Below are 14309 nucleotides of genomic sequence, written 5' to 3'. Positions count from 1 at the left end.
CAGTTCTCCTTCGCTCCCCGGAGCGGAGACACCTGATCGACGGCGGACCGAGAAGGAGCCACCGGGGAGAAGCACGTGGGGCCCGCGATCAGGTGCCCGTTGAGCGGACCCGGCGGGCAGTACCCCGAGGCAGATTCGCAAAACCTATTTGCGGACGGACCGAGCGACGCCGTCCCGGGCAATCAGAATCGTGGGGGAGATCCTCACAAAAGGGACTTCCGCACCGCGATGAGCAGGGATTACGCGATCGGGAAGAGAATTCTCAGAGAGCCGGGGGTGTGGAGTCGAGGCAGATTTCGGCGCGCATTCGACCACCGTCGGCGCGCAATTTCGCGCCGCATTTGGAAAGCACGGACAACGCCCCGGAATTGTCCCGGGTGGTGGTGGCGACGACCTGCCGCATACCGGCGGCGGCCGCCTCGTTGAGCAGTTCCCGCAACGCGGCCGGCCCGATGCCCTGGCCGCGCGCCGAGCGCCCGAGCCACAGGCCGGTATCGACCGTGCCCGGCTCGTCACAGCCCGTCATACGGATCATCCCGACGACCTCGCCGCCCGCCAGGATCGCGTACATCTGAGTGCGGGTGGGACCGTCCAGCCCGCCGAAGCTCGCCCGGTGGAACTCGCGGAACGCCTCCCGGCGCGCGTGCGACCAGCCCGCCGGCGCCTCGACCGGCGGCATGACGTCGGCCGGCTCCGCCTCCGCAGCCGCTACGGAGAGCAACGACTCCAGGTTGCGTTCGCTCACCGGCTCCAATCGCACCGCACTCGCCACGTGCCGCAGTCTGCCGGGCTTACCGGCCCGAGTCCACCCCGTTGGAGCCCGACTGGCGGTCCGGTCGCAGGTATCGGCCGGTCGGCCCCCATCGTGTTCCTCCTCACGCTCCGTCGCCGAACTCGCAGAGCACGGCTGAGGCGTCGTCGGCGGCCTTGTGCCGGCGGAGGCGGTCCGGCAGGTCCCGCTCGGCCGCCCGTACCCGGTCGATCAGCGCCGCCGGCCCCTCGGCGGTGACCAGGTCCAGCAGACCGGTCCAGTCGAACAGGCCGAAGTGCTCCACCGCCGCGGAAGCCCCGTCGCTGAGCAGCGCCGCGCGGCGCAGCCCGTCCGGCCCGCCGAGCGGCAGAGTTCCGGCCAGCGCGTGGTACGCGGCGTCCGGGTCCGACGCCGCCACCCAGTAGCCGTGCGTCCGGTTCATCCGTTCCCGCTGCACCCCGACGGCGTGCCGGAACCGGGTGGTCCGGTCGGCGTCGTCCGGGAGTCCCGCCGCGGTGGCCCGCAGGTCCGCCAGCGCGGTGTGCAGGCGGTCGTCGGTCACCACGCGCACCTGGCCGCCGACGTCCAGCACCAGCGGGCTGTCGCAGAGCACCAGCCAGTCGACCTGGTCGCCGCCGTCCCGCAGCAGGCACACCGTGCTCGAAGGGGTCCCCGGATGATCGAGGTCGCACTGGTCGCCGTGGTCGGCCCGCACCGCCAGGATCGCCGCGGCGAGGTTGCTCATCAGCGTCGCCGCCGGGCGGGCCGCCTCGGCCAGCCCGATCCGGGCCGCGAGGTGCCGGACGTACCACGCGGGGCCGTGCACGCAGCCGGTGTCGAAGCCCTCCGGGACGGTGGCGCCGTCGAGGACGCCGACGAGCGGCCCGAACCGGAACACGACATCCTCGTTGACCGGCCGGTCGGAGGACGGTGCCGACGCCGACCGCACCCGCATCGTCCGGGGGACGGCGGACCGGCGGGGATCGTCGACCGCCTCGGGGGCCCGGCTCCCCACCCGGGGGTCGGCCGGGTCGCGGACCCGGCTCTCGCCGGTGCCGAGGTCCCGGACCGTGTACGGGGCGTTCACCACCCACTCGTGCGGCTGCGGCCCGGTCGCCGTCGCCGGTGCCGGCGCGGTCGGCCGGCCCGCCGGACCCGACCGTCGCCTGCCTGGGTCCGTCCCACCCATGCCCCGCTCCCTCCTCGGTCACCCCAGCCCGTCCCGGCCCGGCCCGTGCCGGTACGACGACCTCGCCTACCCGCACCGAGGGCCGGCATGCCGCCGCCGGGCGGGCCCGGACCGCCTTCCGTCAACCCGGCGCTCCGCCGGCAGGACGGACGGTAACGTCGGCATCGGTCGGCCTCGAGGGCCGGCGGCGGCGCCAGCCGCCCGTCCGCGACGTGGGGGGATCGCAGATGTTGCAGCAACTGCACGAGGCCGGCCTTCGGGCGGAGCACGCGTACCTGGCCGGCTTCGCGAGCATCGGCCTGTCGTTCACGAGCTGGTTCCTCTCCAAGCACCTGGAGAAGGCGGGTGTGGCCCGGGCCGACCGCTGGGGAATCTTCATCGGCGAGTGGGCACCGACGTTCTTCGCCATCGGCAACGGCCTACGCACGTACGAGAAGGGCTGACGACCACACCGGGCCCGGCGGGCGCCGAGGCGCGCCGGGCTCAGCGGCGGCGGTTGTGGGCACGGGAGGAGCGCAGCCGGCGCAGCCGGCCGATCAGCACCGGGTCGGCGGCCAGCGCGGCCGGCTTGTCGAGCAGCGCGTTCAACAGCTGGTAGTAGCGGGTCGCGGAGAGGCCGAACCGGTCGCGGACGGCCTGTTCCTTGGCCCCCGCGTGGCGCCACCACTGCTGCTCGAAGTCGAGGATGGCCCGCTCGCGTTCGGTCAGACCGTCCGCCGTCCCGGTGGCCGGAACCGCGTCGCCGTCGCCGCCGGCATCCGGCGGGACCGGCTCGGCGTCGGACGGGACCGCCTCCAGTTCCGGCGCGGGCCGGGGCGGTGGTACGGCGGCCCGCGCGCGGGTGTCGCCGGCCGGCCGCCCGCCGGTCGGGCCGTCCCCGGACGGCTCGGCGGCGGTCGGGACGGCGTCCGGCGGCATGGCACTCCTCGCGAGGGCGGTCGGCGCGGCGACGCCGACCCGGGGAGCCCCAAGCCTAGTGGGACTCCCTACCGGCCGCACGGGTCGACCCGCGACGTCCGGGCCGGTCGTCGCGGGTCGTGGCCGAACGCCGCGGGAACGTCGACGCCGGCCGTGGAAGGCCCCACACCGGGGCCTTCCACGGCCGGCCGTCAGGAGATGTCCCGCCGGCGCATCGTCCAGAGCGCCGCGCCGAGGATCAGCACGAGGGAGACACCGAGCAGCAGGGACGAGTGCTGCCACGTGATGTCGAGCGTCTCCGGCTTGCACTCCCCGAAGTAGGTGGCCTGGCAGGCCTCCCAGTTCTGCAGGGTGACCTTCTTCTGCATCCACGCCGCCACGTAGGTGGGCAGCAACCACGCCTCGGCGAAGCGGATCCCGGCCAGCGCGAGCAGGATGGCGACGCCGAACTGCCCGACGACGATCACCCCGATCGCCCCGCCCAGGGCCATCGCCGTGTGCCGGCCGAGCGAGGCCACGGCGAAGCCGACCGTGGCGCCGACCAACGCGAGCACCACGCCGCGCAGCCCGGTCAGGGCGAACGACTGCCACACGCCAGAGGTCATCTTCTCGGTGGTGCCGCGTAGCGTCGCGACGATCCAGAAGCTGCCGAACCAGAGCGCCGTCGTGGTCACGGCCAACGCGAGCAGGCCGGTGAGCAGCGCCGCCAGCTTGGTCAGGAGTACGGTGAGCCGCTTCGGCCGCCACAGCAGCAGGTTCATCATGCCGCCGGTGCTCCACTCGGCCCCGACGAAGGACGCGCCGACCACGAACCCGACCAGTGCCAGGATCGCCGCGAGCGGCAGCAGGGTGAACCCGAAGTTCTCCCGGAAGTCGAAGGTGGACGGGAGGAACCACTCCACCTCGATCGACTCGCGCGGCGGCGCGGTGATCATCGAGCAGTCGTCCGGGAACCGGCCGTCGTTGGTCGCCGTCCCACTCGACTTCGCCGCCTCGCAGGCGGCCCGCTCCTGCTCCGCCCAGCGCGTCTGCTCCTGGTACTGCGCTTCGGCGGTGGCCTCGGCCTTGGCCCGCGCCGTGGCGTCGATCTTCTCGTTGGTGACGAACACCCCGATGACCACGGCGGCGAGCACCAGCAGGCCGAGCACGGTCATCCAGCGGGTGAAGCGCCGCTTCAGCAGCCGGCGCAGCTCCGTACGGTAGAGACTCACGCGCCCCACCCTCCCGTGGTGGGCTGGTCCGCCGCACCGACCTTCGTGGACTGGTCGACCTGCCGGTGCTGGCCGGGGACCGGCGCGGTGGCGGTCAGGTCGAGGAAGACGCTCTCCAGGTCGGCGGCGACCTGGGTCAGTTCGCTGACGTAGAGGCCCTGCTCGGCGAGGAGCCGGGTCACCGTGGCGGGCTTGTCCAGCCCGGTGAGCATCAGGTGGTCCGGCTCGGTGGCGGTGACCCGGATTCCCGCCCGGGTCAGCGTCTCGGCGGCAACCGGCAGGTCGGTGACGGCCTCGACGCGGACGCGGACGGCGCCGGACGAGTGGCGGGCGAGCACCTCGTCGACGGGGCCGAAGGCGACCCGGCGGCCGAGCGAGATGATCGTGACCGAGTCGCAGATCAGCTGGATCTCGCCGAGGATGTGGCTGGAGAGCACGACGGTCATGCCGGACTCGGCCAGGTTGCGCATGAGCGTACGCATCTCGCGGATGCCGCCCGGGTCGAGGCCGTTGGCCGGCTCGTCGAGGATCAGCAGCTTCGGGTTCTTCAGCAGGGCGGAGGCGACCGCGAGCCGCTGCTTCATGCCGAGCGAGTAGGTCTTCACCCGCTCGCCGGCCCGGTCGCGCAGCCCCACCAGCTCCAGCACCTCGTCGATGCGGTGGGCCGGCACGTCACCGGCGCTGGCGAGCAGGGACAGCGTGTCGCGGGCGGTGAAGTGCGGGAAGAACTGCGGGCTCTCCACGATCGCGCCGACGTGGCCGGCGACCGCCGGCAGGGCCGCGGGCACCTCCTGGCCGAGGATCGCCATCCGGCCGCCGTCGGGCCGGATCAGGCCGAGCAGCGTACGAAGGGTGGTCGTCTTCCCCGATCCGTTCGGCCCGAGGAAGCCGTGCACCTGGCCCGCCTCGACCCGCATGTCGAAGCCGTCCAGCGCGTTGCGGGTACCGCGCCGGCGACTCTTGTAGGTCTTCCGTAGACCTTCGATTTCCAGGACAGCTGGCAAGCTGCACCTCCCCCGTTGGGTTTGGGCGACGAGCGACACCATACTCGGTATACACATCGGCGCAATACCCGGTATGCATCGGTGCACCGGATCGCTACCGACAGTGATACAACGACCGGGTCAGGCGCAGATGACGTGCACCCCGGCGGCCCGGAAGGCGTCGACCACCTCGGGGGACGCCCCGGAGTCGGTGACGAGCGTCTCCACCCGGTCGACCGCGCAGATCCGGGCGAAGGCGTGACCGCCCAGCTTGGACGAGTCCGCGATGATGACGACCCGCTTGGCCCGCGCCACCATCAGGTTGTTCATCGCCGCCTCGCCCTCGTGATGGGCGGCGGCGCCGAGCTGCGGGTCGATCGCGTCGACGCCGAGCAGGGCGACGTCCAGCGTGACCTCGCGCAGCAGCGCCCCGCCCAGCGGGCCGACCAGCTCGAAGGACTTCGGCCGCACCACGCCGCCGGCCACCACCACCTTCATCCGCGAGCGGACCAGCAGCTCGTTGGCGATGTTCAGGGCGTTGGTCACGACGGTGAGCTGGGCGCCCTCCGCGCTGGTGTTCAGGTCCGGCCGGACGGCCAGGGCACGGGCCACCTCGGTGCTGGTGGTCCCGCCGTTGAGGCCGACCACGGTGCCCGGCGACACCAGGGCCGCGGCGGCCGCGCCGATCCGCTGCTTCTCCGCCGAGTGCTTGGCGGTCTTGTAGCGCAGCGGGAGGTCGTACGAGACCCCGTTGGCGACCGCGCCGCCCCGGGTACGCGTGATCATCTGCTGCTGGGCGAGCTGGTCGAAGTCGCGCCGGATGGTGGCCTGGGAGACGTCCAGCCGCTCGGCGGCCTCCTCGACACTGACCCGGCCGCTGTCGGTCAGCATTTCGAGCAGGGCGTTCCATCTGGCGTACCGGTCCACCCCAGGCCCTCCAGTTACTGCGCGGTCGGTGATTGATTGCGTGCACACTAGTGCGCGAAACTACGCAAAGGCAAAAGTTCCCTCTGCTCGATGCCGCGCACGGTTGCCACGGCCACCCGGGTTCGCGCAGAATAACGCGCGAAAGACGGCCCTAACGAGCCGTATTGCGCACCGCTCCCTGGAGAGTTCTCATGTCGTACGTCGACGCGGAGATCGCGAGCCAGCCCGACTGCTGGCGGGAGGCGGCGCGACTGGCCGCCACCGTCACCGAGCACCTGCCGCGCCCCGGTGAGCGGGTCGCCGTCGTCGGCTGCGGCACGTCGTGGTTCATGGCGATGGCGTACGCGGCCCGCCGCGAGCACGCCGGCCAGGGCGAGACCGACGCCTTCCAGGCCAGCGAGTTCCCCGTCGCCCGGCGGTACGACCGTGTCGTCGCGATCACCCGCTCCGGCACCACCACCGAGGTCACCGACCTGCTCGCCGGGCTGCGCGGGGTGCTGCCCACCACCGTCCTGGTCGGCGACCCCACCTCGCCCGCCGTCGAGCTGGCCGACGCCACGGTGCCGCTGCCCTTCGCCGACGAGCGCTCCGTGGTGCAGACACGGTTCGCCACGACCGCGCTGGCCCTGCTCCGGGCCCACCTCGGCGACAACATCGGCGCGCTCTCCGCCGACGCCGAGGTCGCCGTCCGCGCACCCCTGCCGATCGACCCGGCCCGGATCGAGCAGGTCACCTTCCTGGGGCGGGGGTGGACCGTCGGCCTGGCCCACGAGGCCGCGCTGAAGTGCCGCGAGGCGGCCACCTTCTGGGCCGAGGCGTACCCGGCCATGGACTACCGGCACGGCCCGATCTCGATCGCCGCCCCGGGCCGGCTGGTCTGGGCGTTCGGCGACCTACCGGACGGGCTCGCGGAGGACGTGGCGGCCACCGGAGCCGCGTTCGTGCACAGCCGCACCCACGGCTGCCGCAGCGTGATCGGCAACTGGGCCGCCGGCCGGACGCCGCTGGACCCGATGGCCGACCTGATCCTGGCGCAGCGCTTCGCGGTCACCGTCGCCGCCACCCGGGGTCTCGACCCGGACGCCCCCCGACACCTCAGCCGCTCCGTGGTTCTCGCGTGACCGACCAGGTCGTCGTCGCGCTCGACGTCGGCGGCACCGGGATGAAGTGCGCCCTGGTCCGCCCGGACGGCACCGTCGAACACAGCGAGCGGCACCCGACGGACGCCGCGCGGGGGCCGGCCGCGGTCGTCGAGACGATCCTCGACGTCGCCGACGCCCTCGCCGGCAAGGCCCGCCTGGACGGGCTCACCCCGATCGCGCTCGGCGTCGCCGTCCCGGGCGTCGTCGACGAGGGGCGGGGTGTCGCCGTGTGGTCGGCGAACGTCGGCTTCCGGGACGTACCCCTGCGGGAGCTGGCCGAGGCCCGGCTCGGACTGCCGGCGGCGCTCGGCCACGACGTCCGCGCCGGCGGCCTCGCCGAGGCCCGGCTCGGTGCCGGCCGGGGCGCCCGGCACAACCTCTTCGTCGCGATCGGCACCGGCATCGCCGCCGCCCACATCGTCGACGGGTCGGCCGCCACCGGCGCGCACGGCGCCGCCGGGGAGATCGGCCACATCCTGGTACGCCCCCGCGGCCCGCTCTGCGGCTGCGGCCGGGCCGGCTGCCTGGAGGCGGTCTCGTCGGCGTCGGCGGTGGCCCGCCGGTACGCGGAGCTGACCGACCCGGTGGCCACCGCTCCGACCGTGACCGCGGCGGAGGTCGCGGCGCTGGCCGCCGCCGGTGACCCGCCGGCCCGGCAGGCCTGGTCGGAGGCGGTCGAGGCGCTCGCCGACGGCCTCGCCACCGGTCAGGCACTCTTCGACGTCGAGACGATCGTGCTGGGCGGTGGCCTCGCGCAGGCCGGCGCGCAACTGCTCGAGCCGCTGCGGGCCGCGCTGCACGACCGGATGACGTTCCACCGCGAGCCACGGCTGGTCGCGGCGGCCCTCGGTGACGAAGCCGGCTGTCTCGGCGCCGCCCTGCTCGCCCTCGACACTCTGGAGAAGCGATGACCGTACGGGTGACCGGCAAGGTGGTGACCCCGAACGGGGTCGTCCGACAGGGCTGCGTGGAGATCAACGGCGAGCGGATCACGGCCGTCGCCGAGTACCCGTCGGTGCGCGACGGGCACTGGATCCTGCCCGGCTTCGTGGACATGCACACCCACGGCGGGGGCGGGCACACCTTCACCACCGGCGAGGCCGACGAGGCACGCGAGGCCGCCGCGTTCCACCTGCGGCACGGCACCACCACGCTGCTCGCCAGCCTGGTGAGTTCACCCTTCGAGCTGATGCGCTCCGCCACCACCGCGTACCGGCCGCTGGTCGCCGCGGGGGTGCTCGCGGGAGTCCACTTCGAGGGCCCGTACCTGTCGGCGGCCCGCTGCGGCGCGCAGAACCCGGAGTACCTGCGCGACCCGTCGACGGAGGAGCTCGGCGAGCTGATCGAGCTGGGCGGCGGCGCGGTCCGGATGGTCACGCTCGCCCCCGAACGGGACGGCGCGCTGGAGGCGGTCAAGCTGCTCACCGCGCACGGCGTGGTCGCCGCCGTCGGGCACACCGACGCCACGTACGACCAGACCCGCGCCGCCGTCGCGGCCGGCGCGAGCGTCGCCACCCACCTGTTCAACGGGATGCGTCCGGTGCACCACCGCGAGCCCGGGCCGGTGGTGGCGCTGCTGGACGCCTCGAACGTCGTGTGCGAGCTGGTCGCCGACGGGGTGCACCTGCACGACGGCATGCTGGCGTTCGCGACCGCCACGGCCGGTCCCGAGCGGGCCGCGCTGATCACCGACGCGATGGCCGCCGCCGGCATGCCCGACGGCGAGTACGAGCTGGGCGGCCAGTCGGTCACGGTGGCCGACGGGGTGGCCCGGCTGGCGCGGGACGGCGCGATCGCCGGCAGCACCCTGACCATGGACGCCGCCCTGCGGCACGCGGTCGCCGCCGGCATCCAGATCGCGGACGCGGCCCGGATGGTGGCCACCACCCCCGCCCGGGCGATCGGTCTCGGCGACCGGCTGGGGGCGCTCCAGACGGGGCTGCGCGCCGACCTGGTGGTGCTCGACGACGACCTGAACGTGGTCCGGGTGATGCGCGCCGGCGCCTGGCTGGACTGAGCCCGCCCCGGCGTCAGCGGGGGGCGGGGATCTCCAGGCCGAGGACGGCCTGCTCGTCGGGGCGGTGCACCAGGACGTCAGACAGGTACGACTGCACCGCCGGGGCCATCCCCACGTCCCGGCCGGCCTGCTCGGAGAGCAGCCACTTGTGCTCGATGATCTGGGCGAAGATCTCCTGCGGCTCCAGCTTCCGGCGCAGGTGCGCGGGCACCGCCCGGACCACCGGCTCGAAGACCTCGGTCAGCCAGCGGTGCGCCGCCTGTTGCTCGTCGGTCAGGTCGCTCTCCGCCCGGTACGCGTCCAGGTCGTTGAGCAGCCGGCGGGCCTGGTTCTCCTCGGCGTCCAGCCCGGTCAGGCGGAGCAGCCGCCGGGTGTGGTAGCCGGCGTCGACCACCTTCGGCCGCACCAGGTAGCGCCCGTCGTCGATGGTCGACACCGTGATTTCGGCGACGTCGAAGCCCATCTCGTTGAGCCGGCGGATGCGGCCCTCGATGTCGTGCCGGGCCTCACGCTCGACCTGCTGCTCGTAGGTGATCTCGTGCCAGAGGCGCTCGTAGCGCTGCACGACCTCCTCGCAGACCACCTCGGGGTCGATCGACTCGTGCAGCAGCCCGGCGGCCTGGAGGTCCAGTGCCTCGCCGAAGATGTTCACCCGGGCGATCTCCAGGTCCTCCCCGCGCTGCCCCTTCGAGAGCGAGCTGCGCAGGGCCCCGGTCTCCGCGTCCACCAGGTACGCGGCGAAGGCACCCGCGTCCCGGCGGAACAGCGTGTTGGACAGCGAACAGTCGCCCCAGAAGAAACCGGTCAGGTGCATCCGCACCAGCAGGGCGGCCAGCGCGTCCAGCAGGCGCTGCATCGTCTCCGGACGCAGCGTGTGCGAGAACAGCGCCCGGTACGGCAGGGAGAACTGGAGGTGCCGGGTGATCAGCACCGGGTCGAGGGGTGCCCCGTCGTCGGTCTGCCGGTCGGCGACGATCGCCACCGCTTCCACCGACGGGAAGTCGATCCGCTCCAGGGCGCGCAGCAGGTCGTACTCCCGCTCGGCGACCCGCTCGCCGGTCTCCTTGACCGCGTACACGTACCCGCCGAGCCGGACGAAGCGGACGACGTGCCGGGAGATGCCCTGCGGCAGCGCCACCAGGTGTTGCGCAGGCCACTCCGCCAGCGGCGTCGACCAGGGAAGGTCGAGCAGCGCCGGGTCGACGAGGGCCGAGGTGATCCGCACGGCGTCAAGTCTGACGCGTACCCCCGCCGGAGCGCTTCCCCACGTGGCCGGGCGCACAGCCGCCCCCGGACCGCGCGGGTCGGCCGCCGCCCGGGGCCGGTAGCGTGACGGCGTGCGGGAGACCACGACGGTACGGCGCGAGCCGCGGCTCCGGCCGGTCCGCCCGGCCGGGTGGTGGTTCGACGCGGTGCTGCTCGCCGGCCTCGTGACGCTGACCGCCGCGCTCGCCGCGGGCCACCTCTTCGGCCTGGACCGGGCGGTCGCCGACTGGTCCGACGCGCACCGCCCGACGGTCGCCTACTGGGTCGCGCGGATCCTCAACTACCTCGGGCAGGGCACCCCGCTGACGCTGATCGCCGCCGGGCTGGGCGCCCTGCTGGCCGTCCGCCTCCGGTCGGTCCGCCCGCTGCTGCCGCCGGTGGCCGGGTTCGCCGCCACCTACCTGACGATCGGGCCGCTCAAGGTGTGGACGGCCCGGCCCGCACCCAGCGCCAGCGCGCAGGAGCCGTTCCTGCCGCCGGAGCGGACGCTGCCCCTATTCCAGGACGACCTGCCGCTGCGCTTCGCCCAGTCGTACCCGTCCGGGCACGTCGCCAACGCGATCGTCTGGTATTCGGTGATCGCCCTGCTGCTCGCACCGCTGCTGCGCAGCTACGGCCGGGCCATGCCGACCCGACTGGTGACCGTGGTCCGGTTCGTCCCGCCCCTCGTGGTGCTCTGCACGACGACGTACCTGGGCTGGCACTGGCTGACCGACTCGGTGGCCGGGCTCCTGCTCGGCCTGCTCCTGGACCGGCTGCTGCACCGGGTGCCCTGGGACGACGTTCCGCTGCCCGGAGCGGTCGACCGCTGGAACCGGCCGTTCACCTCGTACCCGTAGGGTCGCCGCTCGTGGAGCGACTGGCGCGCCGGCTCGGCGTACGCGACGCGGTGGTCATCGGCCTCGGCTCGATGCTCGGCGCGGGTGTCTTCGTGGTGTTCGCCCCCGCCGCCGCGGCGGCCGGCGGTGTCGGCCTGCTGGTGGCGCTGGCGCTCGCCGGCTTCGTCGCGTTCTGCAACGCGACCAGCTCGGCGCGGCTCGCCGCCCGGTACCCCGAGTCCGGCGGCACCTACGTGTACGGCCGGGAACGCCTCGGCCCGTTCGCCGGCTTCCTGGCCGGCTGGGGGTTCGTGGTCGGCAAGACGGCGAGCTGCGCGGCGATGGCGCTGACCGTCGGGGCGTACCTCTGGCCGGGCCAGGCCCGGCTCGTCGCCGTCGCCGCCGTCGTGGCCGTGACCGCCGTGAACCTGCGCGGCGTCGCGAAGACCGCGACGGCCACCCGGATCCTCGTGGTGGTCGTGCTGGCGGTGCTGACCCTCGTGGCGGTGGCCGGCGCGACCGGCGTGTCCCTCGACCGGATCGCCGACCCCGGCGGCTCCGCCCGGGGTGTGCTCACCGCGGCGGGCCTGCTGTTCTTCGCCTTCGCCGGGTACGCGCGCGTCGCCACCCTCGGCGAGGAGGTCCGCGATCCGGAGCGGACGATCCCCCGGGCGGTGCCGCTGGCGCTCGGTCTGGTGCTGGTCGGCTACCTGGCGCTGGCCGTGATCGCCCTCGGCGTCCTCGGGCCGGACCGGCTGGCGGGCTCCGCCGCGCCCCTGGCGGACGTGGTGACCGCCGCCGGGCTGCCCGGCCTCGCCTGGGTGGTCCGCGCCGGGGCGACCGTCGCGGTCACCGGGGTGCTGCTCTCCCTGCTCGCCGGGGTCGGCCGCACCACCCTCGCGATGGCCCGCCGCCGTCACCTGCCCGGCGCGTTGGACGCGGTCCACCCGGTCCACCGGGTGCCGCACCGGGCCGAACTGGCCGTCGCCGCCGTCGTCGTCGTGATCGTCGTCCTCGGTGACGTCCGCGACGCGATCGGCTTCTCCAGCGTCACCGTGCTGGTCTACTACGCGATCACCAACGCGGCGGCGCTGACGCTGGGCCGGGAGCCGGAACGGAAGCTGCCGGTGCGGGCGCTGGCCGTGGCGGGGCTGGCCGGCTGCCTGCTGCTCGCGGTCAACCTGCCGCTGTCGAGCGTGCTCGCCGGCTTCGGCGTCCTCGCCCTCGGCGCCCTCTGGTACGCCGTCCGCCGCTGACCCTCACTCCTCCGCCTCCCGCGGGGTCGGGGTGCCGGCCGGGGCCGGCGGCGGGGGCTCCGGTGGACCGGCCGCGCGGAGCAGAGCGTTCAGCCCGGCCCGCCGGGCCACCACGGTCAGCCGGTCACCGGCGACGATCACCAGACGCCGGTCGGGCGACCAGTCGTACCGCTGGCCGGCGCGGGCGTGCGCGAGCAGCCGTACGCTCTCCACCCGCCCCACCGCGCCGAGGGGACGCCCGTCCAGGGCCGACCCGGCGGCCACCGAGACGTCGGTGACCAGGAGGGCGTGCCGGCCCACGGAGATCGTGGCGATCACGGCGCGGTCGAGCAGCGCGGCGACGAACGAGGGCGCCGCGAGGTAGGACACGCTGCGGGAGACGCCGATGCCGAAGGCCCGCTGGATGCGCTCGGCGAAGTGCCCGTCGAACAGGCGCAGCACGACCTGCACCTCGTCGTTGAGGGCGCGGGCGTTCAGCGCGGCCCGGAGGTTGGCGCCGTCGTCGGTGGAGACCACGACCAGGGCCTGGCAGGTGCCGACCGAGGCGGCGCGCAGCGTCTCCTCCGTGGCGGCGTCCCCCACCACCAGCGGCACACCGAGCCGCCGGGCCAGGCCGGCGCCGCGGGCGTCGGGGTTCTTGTCGATGGCGACCACCTCGACCCCGAAGTCGTTGAGCTGGGCCATCACCCGCATGCCGATGTTGCCCAGGCCGACCACGACGACGTGGCCGGAGCGCTCGGGCAGGATCCGCCCGGAGTGCAGCGCCAGCCGGGCGTTGACGATGCCGTCGACCACCACCGCCGTGATCAGCGGGATCAGCGCCAGCCCGGCGAGGTTGAGCACCACCTGGAGGACCTGTTCGCCGACCGGCTTGCCCGCGTCGGGGTCCTGCCCGCTGAGGGTGGTGACCAGGGTCAGGTAGAGCGCCTGCCCCAAGCCGACGTGGGCGGTGCCCGCGTACAGGCCGCCGAGTACGACGATCACCGCCAGCAGCACCAGCACCGCGATGCCGATCTTGCGGGTGGCGAAGCTGCGGACCGCCCGCAGCAACATGGCGATCGGCCGGCGCCGGCGCCGCGCCCGCCGCAGCCGGCGCGCCGCCACCTCGGTGCCCGGTGGGGCGCCGGTCGCCTCGGCGAGCACCACGTCGGCCGCGCGCTCGTCGGCGGGGAGTACCCGAACCTCCTGCGGGTCGGTCGTGTCGGCCACCCCGCACACGACGTCCTGGGGGCGTACGTCGTCGCGGCGGGCCACGTAGAGGGTGCGCCCGCCGTGCCGGAAGTGGGTGGGCGCGACCTCGCCGAGGGCGGCGGCCACGAAGGCCGGGGCGGCCATCGACGCGTCGGAGAGCACCGCCGAGTCGGGGAAGATCTGCCGTACGCCGTTGGCCAGGCCCGTGTTGAACATGCGCACCACCAGCCGTAGCCGGGGCTCCACCTCCTGCGCGCACAGGGCGGCGTGCATGTTGCCGACGTCGTCCTGGTGCAGCAGCGCCAGCCCGTCGGCCCCGACCAGGCCGGCCCGGCGGAACGTCACCTCGTCCAGCCGGTCGGCCCGGATGACCTCGACGCCCTCGATGTCCCGCCCGTCGGGGCTGTCGGTGCGCCGCCGCTCGGGGACGACCAGGGTGACCCGGATCCGGGCGGTCTGCAGCTCGGTGGCGAGCAGGGCCTTCACCACCCAGTACGCCAGGGCGTCGTGCCCGCAGATGACGTAGTGCGCGCGGGGGTCGCCGTTGCCCCGGAACCGACGGCCGGCCCGCCGCGCACGATCGAGCAGGGGCTCCGCCATGTGCCGCATCGTAGTCAGCCGACAGCAGCGTGCGCAGCCC

14 protein-coding genes are annotated in these 14309 nt (G+C 74.2%); 6 read left to right on the top strand and 8 right to left on the bottom strand.

The genetic code is table 11. The features are described from left to right. Window positions 1-262: 262 nt before the first annotated feature. Together AB0873_RS02350 and AB0873_RS02345 are read right to left on the bottom strand one after the other, a co-directional pair. On the bottom strand, window positions 263-772 hold the full coding sequence (locus AB0873_RS02350) for a GNAT family N-acetyltransferase (protein WP_366598090.1): 510 nt from the start codon (window positions 770-772) through the stop codon (window positions 263-265). 103 nt (window positions 773-875) lie between these two features. Continuing rightward, window positions 876-1706, bottom strand: coding sequence for a hypothetical protein (locus tag AB0873_RS02345; protein WP_366598283.1), 831 nt, complete (start codon window positions 1704-1706; stop codon window positions 876-878). A 461-nt stretch (window positions 1707-2167) separates the two neighbouring features. Between AB0873_RS02345 and AB0873_RS02340 the strand changes: the two genes are divergently transcribed. After that, on the top strand, window positions 2168-2383 hold the full coding sequence (locus AB0873_RS02340; RefSeq protein ID WP_155330005.1) for a hypothetical protein: 216 nt from the start codon (window positions 2168-2170) through the stop codon (window positions 2381-2383). Between the two features lie 40 nt (window positions 2384-2423). Here AB0873_RS02340 and AB0873_RS02335 read toward each other — a convergent pair whose 3' ends face one another. The 4 genes from AB0873_RS02335 to AB0873_RS02320 form a co-directional block, all read right to left on the bottom strand. Then, window positions 2424-2858 (bottom strand): DUF3263 domain-containing protein, encoded by a 435-nt coding sequence (locus AB0873_RS02335; protein WP_366598089.1) that lies wholly within the window; start codon window positions 2856-2858, stop codon window positions 2424-2426. 191 nt (window positions 2859-3049) lie between these two features. Then, the gene (locus tag AB0873_RS02330; protein WP_366598088.1) at window positions 3050-4069 is read right to left on the bottom strand and encodes an ABC transporter permease subunit; all 1020 of its coding nucleotides are present in this window, start codon (window positions 4067-4069) and stop codon (window positions 3050-3052) included. Next, window positions 4066-5073 (bottom strand): ATP-binding cassette domain-containing protein, encoded by a 1008-nt coding sequence (locus AB0873_RS02325; protein WP_366598087.1) that lies wholly within the window; start codon window positions 5071-5073, stop codon window positions 4066-4068. Before AB0873_RS02325 ends, AB0873_RS02330 begins: the two co-directional genes overlap by 4 nt. Window positions 5074-5193: 120 nt before the next feature. Beyond that, window positions 5194-5979 carry a DeoR/GlpR family DNA-binding transcription regulator gene (locus tag AB0873_RS02320; RefSeq protein WP_155330000.1) on the bottom strand — a complete coding sequence of 262 codons (786 nt, stop codon included), beginning with the start codon at window positions 5977-5979 and terminating at the stop codon, window positions 5194-5196. A gap of 191 nt (window positions 5980-6170) precedes the next feature. Here AB0873_RS02320 and AB0873_RS02315 point away from each other — a divergent pair, with 191 nt between their 5' ends. The 3 genes from AB0873_RS02315 to nagA are packed head-to-tail and all read left to right on the top strand — an operon-like array spanning window position 6171 to window position 9138. Then, on the top strand, window positions 6171-7100 hold the full coding sequence (locus AB0873_RS02315; RefSeq protein WP_366598086.1) for a sugar isomerase: 930 nt from the start codon (window positions 6171-6173) through the stop codon (window positions 7098-7100). Then, a complete protein-coding gene (locus AB0873_RS02310; protein ID WP_366598085.1) occupies window positions 7097-8032 on the top strand; it encodes an ROK family protein in 936 nt (311 codons plus the stop codon). Before AB0873_RS02315 ends, AB0873_RS02310 begins: the two co-directional genes overlap by 4 nt. Then, complete coding sequence (nagA, locus tag AB0873_RS02305) at window positions 8029-9138, top strand: N-acetylglucosamine-6-phosphate deacetylase (protein ID WP_155329997.1); 1110 nt, start codon at window positions 8029-8031, stop codon at window positions 9136-9138. Before AB0873_RS02310 ends, nagA begins: the two co-directional genes overlap by 4 nt. 13 nt (window positions 9139-9151) lie before the next feature. Here the strand turns inward: nagA and AB0873_RS02300 are convergent, their stop codons facing one another. After that, window positions 9152-10363: a DUF4032 domain-containing protein gene (locus AB0873_RS02300; RefSeq protein ID WP_366598084.1), complete on the bottom strand. Its 1212-nt coding sequence runs from the start codon at window positions 10361-10363 to the stop codon at window positions 9152-9154. A gap of 112 nt (window positions 10364-10475) precedes the next feature. Here AB0873_RS02300 and AB0873_RS02295 point away from each other — a divergent pair, with 112 nt between their 5' ends. Next, the gene (locus AB0873_RS02295) at window positions 10476-11243 is read left to right on the top strand and encodes a phosphatase PAP2 family protein (RefSeq protein ID WP_366598083.1); all 768 of its coding nucleotides are present in this window, start codon (window positions 10476-10478) and stop codon (window positions 11241-11243) included. Window positions 11244-11254: 11 nt separating this feature from the next. After that, window positions 11255-12478 (top strand): APC family permease, encoded by a 1224-nt coding sequence (locus AB0873_RS02290; protein ID WP_366598082.1) that lies wholly within the window; start codon window positions 11255-11257, stop codon window positions 12476-12478. Window positions 12479-12481: 3 nt separating this feature from the next. On the opposite strand, the gene AB0873_RS02285 is transcribed toward AB0873_RS02290, so the two are convergent. Then, complete coding sequence (locus AB0873_RS02285; protein ID WP_366598081.1) at window positions 12482-14278, bottom strand: NAD-binding protein; 1797 nt, start codon at window positions 14276-14278, stop codon at window positions 12482-12484. Window positions 14279-14309: the final 31 nt, after the last annotated feature.

Source organism: Micromonospora sp. NPDC047707 (assembly GCF_040704235.1).
Classification (GTDB): domain Bacteria; phylum Actinomycetota; class Actinomycetes; order Mycobacteriales; family Micromonosporaceae; genus Micromonospora.
The sequence above is the reverse complement of the archived record's forward strand: the minus strand, read 5'-3'. Positions and strand labels throughout refer to the sequence as shown.